A 6,694-nucleotide genomic window follows, 5' to 3' on the forward strand; every position below is an offset into this window, starting at 1 on the left:
CTTCATTAACAACAATATCAACAGTGGTGGAAGCATTATTGTGATTATTATCACCACGATAAGTTACATTAGCAGTAACATTATCGGTTAAACCAGTAACAACAACACTAGCAGTACCATTGGTAATTTCACCAGACCAAATATTATCACCAATAGTAACAGCAACATTACCCGTAGCATCTTCCAAACCAGTAACAACAACAGTAGCATTATCACCAACATATATTGGGATTGCACTAGCACTAATATTCAAATCTTTACGATTAACAACAATAGTTACAGAATCCTGTGCAGGATTATATGCTCTATCACCGGAATACACAACAGGCAAAGTATTATTACCAAGAGATAAATTTGGAATTATAACTGTAGCAACACCATTTTCAATATTGGAAGATATATCTCCAACAGTAACAGTACCTGCTGCAGTATTTGGTGTAAAGCTAATTTTCACAGTTGCATTCTCACCCACAGAAATTTCGGGTGCAGTAATATTCATTGTAACATTTTCTTTAGACGGATTATATGATAATTTTAAAACTTGATTATTAACCGTGGCAGTTACAGTTGTAAGACCAGCACTCCTGAATGTAATATCTGAAGTTACATTATTAGTTCCAATTTGATGATTACTAATCTCTGCACCATTATCTGCACTGAATTTTGCATCAAAACCAAATAATTTGTCAGATAATTTAGCTGAATTTTTTGATAGGAAATCAACTGTTAGAGCATATGTCTGTCCAACCCTTGGATTATCATTTAAAGACAATTTAGTTATCACATGATTAGAATCTGAATGATCATTATCCTTAAAGAACTTCCATTCTTTAAATTGATCCTTAAAGTTAGGAGTATTAGTTCCATACCAATTATCACTAATTTCACTATATTTACCACAATTATACACAATTTGGCCTTTATCTCCTGCAGAATTATCAACAAAAACATTATATTTTAAAGATAAAACAGAAGAACGTGAATCCATATAAATCGCTCCACCTTCATCACCACACTTATTCTTTTCAAAATAACATTGAGCAAATTTAATGGTATTTGCCTTATTGATATATATTGCTCCTCCATCATCATTAGCTTTGGCTTGATTACCAATGAAAACAGCCTTGGTTACATCAGTATTAAATTTGTTTGTATAAATTGCACCTCCTTGATTATCGTTAACATAATTGTTTATGAAATATGAAGGTGTATTCACCCAGCTTATGATATCAGCGTATATTGCACCACCATAATCATAAGCATGATTGCCTATAAATGTAGAATTATCTATTTTAAGGATACAATTCCCACCGTAGTCTGCATTAGTTTCAGATGCGATAGCACCACCATGGCACTGAGAAGCAGATGCACCCTCTGCGTAATTATTCCTGAAAGTGGAATTTTTAACATTGACGTTTGTTGAAGTAGTAAAGATTGCACCGCCATCATCATAAGCATGATTACCCTCAAAAATTGAATTAACAATTTTGATTTCATCTAAAGCACCTGTTGCTCCAGATTTTTTAGCATAAATTGCTCCACCACAATTATCACCAGCAGAATTGTCGATGAAAATAGATGAAGATACATCAAAAGCAGCAAATCCAGTAATTGCACCACCATAATCTGCTGCATGATTAGCAATAAAAGTACAATTATTAACTATAACCCTACCATCAAGTTTTTCAACGTATATAGCACCACCATGACATTGCAAAACAGATGCGCCTTCTGCTTTATTATTCCTGAAAGTGGAATTTTTAGCAGTAATACCATTCGTATTAAAGATTGCACCACCAATTCTACATGCAGAATTGCCATCGAAAACAGTCTCTACAATATACACACTCTGAGTATAAATTGCACCGCCGTCATTATCAGCAGCAACATTATTTATAAAATAAGATTTGGAATTTGTATGAACGGTATCTGCATAAATTGCACCGCCATAATCATGAGCATAATTACCAGTAAAAGTGGAATTATCTACTTCAACTTTCTTATTAGAGTATATAGCACCGCCCTTACATTGCTGAGAACCAGAACCATCTGCTTTATTATTCTTAAAAATACAATTTGTAACATTAATATCATTTGAAGAATAGATTGCACCGCCATGATAAGCGGAATTATCCATGAAAATAGAATTTGTAATAATAAGAGAACTCTTAGCATGAATGGCTCCACCACCATAAGTACCACTCATTTTTCCATTTTTAAAAACAACATTATCTAAAGTTAGTGTTGATGTAGTATCAAAAATACCGGATTTACCTAAAGCATCAATAGTATGACCATTACCATTAATAGTTAATACCTTATTAATAGTTATCCCATAAGTAGAAAATCCCGAATTATATATATAATTCTTTTCTAATGAAATTGTTGAACCCTCAGAGGCATCATTTATCTTTTTTTGCAAATCAGTAAAAGTACCATCTTCAGCACTTCCTAGAATTTCTTTATCACTTAAATATATATTATTAACAGAATTTTCAAAATTCTCAACAGCTATTGAACCATTGTCTTGATAAATTTTGCCACATATTGCTCCACCATCAATTGCTGCACCATCATTACTAAATGTGCAAACTTTTATTGTGTCATTATTAACATCTGTAGCTGAAATAGCACTTAAACTAACAAAAATTGTTAGAGCCACTAAAAGCAATAATAAAGTGCTTTTTCTAAAATTCCCATTATTTCTAAAAATCATAATTCAAAAATCTCCCCCATTTATTTAATAAAATACACTTAATCTGTGTATTTAATTTTATGTTTTTCTACTTATATAAGGATTATTGGATGAAATACACACTCATATTTTTATTCAACATATAAAAGTAGAACTTAAAATTGTTCATTGATATTACCACCAATTAAAGTAATTCTCCAACTTTTACCCACATTTATGGAAAATATGATTTGTCCATTTTCATCAGTATTATTTTTATTGCTGAAAAGATTCTGATTCGTCAGTTATCAGATTTTCCCGACCGTTAACTTATGTAATTATTAATAATAATTTTCAGAAATTGAAAAATTAGGGTAAATCTGATTAATAAGAAAAAATCTGTCACCAGAAGAAGGATATAGATAAAAGAATTGATTAATTATATTCAAGGTAATTGTAATTTTTCATTACAATCAACAAAGGAAAAATAAGCAAAAAAATTAAAAAGAGTGACCTGGCGTCACACAAAAAAATAATGGTGATGATTTGATTCGAATTTAAGCTGTTACAGTTACTTTATTGGATATGTCCAATCCATTATGGGTTGACGTTACAATATATTCGCCGGCCATCAGATTAATGTTTAATTTTGCCTGACCTGAGCCGTCTGTTATTCTATTGTATAGTACACCATTAATGTTAAACTGAACAGTTTGATTTGCAAATGGATTTCCATGTCCGTCAAGCAATGTTGCAACGAACGGATCCTGACTGCCATAGGATTTGGTTAAATCACTTGCAGTTAATGTAGTTAAAACAGCAATATTATTTGAAACCTTGCACTGACCATATTCTGCCGTGATAACATAATTACCCGGATTTAAATTAATGTTTAATTTTGCATAACCGCTTTCATTAGTTGTGCGATTATAGAAAACCCCATTAATATTGAATAAAACACTTTCATTTGCCCCGACAGGATTTCCGTCATCTCCAACAAGCCTTACAACATATTGTGATTCGTTTTTATAATATTTAACGAGATTGCTGTTTTCGGTAATTTTTGGTAAAACAGTAACCTTGTTTGATGAAAACTCACCAGTTATTGTGTTTTTTGCAGTGATTACATATTCACCAGAGTTCAAGTTAATGTTTAATCTTGCTAAACCTTTATCACCGGAAACTTTACGCTCATACATCACACCATTGATGTTGAACTGGACTGAAGTTCCATTGGAAAGATAATTGCCTTCGCTGTCAAGGAAAGTAGCCCAGTATTGACTTGAATTTCTGAAAACTTTTACCAGGTCATTTCCATCAATTGTGGATAATACTGTAATCGTTGAATTAACGGTAATGTCGTCAATACTTGCTGTTGCATCATAGACTCCAGGATTTAAGTTTACGGCCAGGCTTGCTGATCCGTTACTGTCTGTAACTTTTGTATATGTGACTCCGTTGATTGAAATGTTTACTGATTGGTTAGAAACGGAATTGTTTAATGAGTCACATACATTTACAATGAAACGTTGATTGCCGCTGAAATATTTTGTCAGATTTGAAGCGTTAATTTTCATATTATTTGGATTTGTGTAAACTTTTATTGAAGCGATATTCTCATCCAAAGCCATATTCTTCCAGGACCCATAATAATTTGAATAAGACACATTGGATTTTATCTTATTTCTATTCTCAAATACTGCGGGAGTGGAACTTGACTGAATCAGAATAGTGAAATTTTCTCCTTTTTTAACAGGAATTTCCTTGTTTAAATTAATTATATTATATCCGGAATATGATGGAATGCCACTTTGTGAGTATACCTCTTTTCCATTAATGTAAATCCAAATTGTATAATTAAAGTCATCATAAACAAAATAAGTTCCAACAGCTGAAATTATATCATTTCCATTAGCTTCAAAGGTATTGCTGTAATTGCAGGGCAGGGTGAGATTTTTTCTCAAGTTATACAGTTCCCATTGAGTATAATTACTATCAATAGGTATTTTTCCGCTGAATTTATGAAAATATGAAATACGTCCGTTTGTATCATACTGATATAATTTTTCATAAGAAATTGGCTGGTCTATTATTATTGCAAAAATTCTTGTGTCATAATTTATGACGGATTCATCATAATATGAAGCATAATAATAGCCCTTATCTCCCCAGTCTTCACCCCAGCTGTTTTTTATTATCCATGCACCGTCACCAGGAGGAGTTATCTTAAAATTGCTTGCTGAATAATTATCATCCCAGCCCACTAAAGTGACTGCATGGTCTGTTCCCTTACTCATGTTGGAGTATGCTGCTGAGGTTTTATTGTTGTAATCATCATTATTTGAATCAGGGGCTAAAACAGCAACACCTAAAGCACCATATTTTACTAAAGCTTCTTTTATTCTGTAATTGTCTGTAGTATTAAAACGGGGACGTAATAAAATATCCCTGAAAACATAATATTTATTCACATCATTAAATGCCTGTGATATTTTTCCAAGTTCATCATAGGTATCATATTCTTCCAAAACGCCACCGAACCAATTTATTAAATATGCTCCTCCCTGTTCTGCATCTCCGCCTTCTTCACTTCCGGAACCGAATCTGTTATATTTTAAAGCAATATTTCTAATATTATTTTCAGAAATATCAAGATTTAGAGTTCTATTTGTTGCCTTTAAAAGAGCTGATTCAAGAACAGCTGCTGTAGAAAATGCCCAGCAGGTACCGGACCATCCTTGATTCTTGACAGATGAAACAAGTCCTTCGCTGCGTAAATCAAAATAGCTGGAATTTACTAAGCTTAAATCAAAAATAACAGGATTATAATCAATAGGCGCATTATTTGCCATGAATGTATATACATAATCAGTCTGATTTATTTTATTTTTACCTCCGATAAACTGGCAGTTTGTTGTTTTCGCATTGATTCCGTCAAAAATGGAATAAATATTGTATCCATTATCCTTAAACTGTGAATTTGAAATTGTATAATTACTGTCAAACAAATATAATGCATTATTGTTGCCTGTAAAGTTTGTATTTGTCATACTCAATGTTCCATGATCAAAGAATAATGCACCGCCATAATTTGATTCATTAATGCTGTTGTCTTTAAACAGGATATTTTGCATATTGGCCTTAACATCAGACAGATAAACGGCACCCCCATCATTAAATGCAGAATTATCTGTAAAAATGCTATTGGTCATTGTTAGATTTCCTCCCAATTGAACATAAGCCCCACCGAAAGAGGAAGAACAGTTAATGAACTTTAAATTGTTTATAAAAACAAATGTATTTTCCGGAATACTTGCACCATTAACATCTATATAAATAGCCCCTCCATTTTTTTCAGAGGACACATTTTCAAATGTACAGTTATCGATTCTGATGGTGTTTTTATTTTCTTTTAAGCCCAATGCACCTGCAGTAACACTTGCATGCAAATTTTTGAACCTGGAGTTTCTAATGAGTATATTTTGCATGTTCTCTGCATAAAGAACCGGCGTATATTTTGAAATTATTTTTTCAAAATTGGAGTCGACAATAATGAGTTTTGATTCGGAAATGAAAATTAAACCCCAATACAGTTCCTTATTTGATTCAAAATTATTGTTTTTTAAATTTAAGGTTGAATTGGAAGTTGCATAGATTGCATTTCCAAACCGTGTACCGTAATTATCAATGAATTTATTATTTTCACAGGTAAGTGTAGTATTATCAATATGAACTGCACCGCCCTCATTATTACCAGTATTGTTTAAAAAAGTAATGTTGGTGGCTGTAATTGTTGAATTTGAACTGAAAATTGCATAATTTTTTGCATTCTTTACAATTAAATTATTTAAAATAACATTTGATGAATTTATTGTAAAAATTCTTGCCATACCATTCCCATCAATGATATGGTTATTACCGTTTATTATGATATTTTTATTGATAACAATTCCATTGGTGTAATTAGCATCAATTTTACTATCAAATAAATAATCGGATGTAACATTCAACACATTATTT

General features: G+C 31.9%; 2 protein-coding genes. Both read right to left on the bottom strand.

Annotation, left to right across the window (positions count from 1 at the left end):
* A partial coding sequence (locus tag ACKI5C_RS07470) for a right-handed parallel beta-helix repeat-containing protein (protein WP_407432535.1) occupies positions 1–2,716 on the bottom strand: 2,716 nt, incomplete at its 3' end.
* A 515-nt stretch (positions 2,717–3,231) separates the two neighbouring features.
* The coding region (locus ACKI5C_RS07475) for a C1 family peptidase (protein WP_407432536.1) at positions 3,232–6,694 on the bottom strand (3,463 nt) is incomplete at its 5' end.

The organism is Methanobrevibacter sp. (assembly GCF_045646045.1).
Lineage (GTDB): Archaea > Methanobacteriota > Methanobacteria > Methanobacteriales > Methanobacteriaceae > Methanocatella.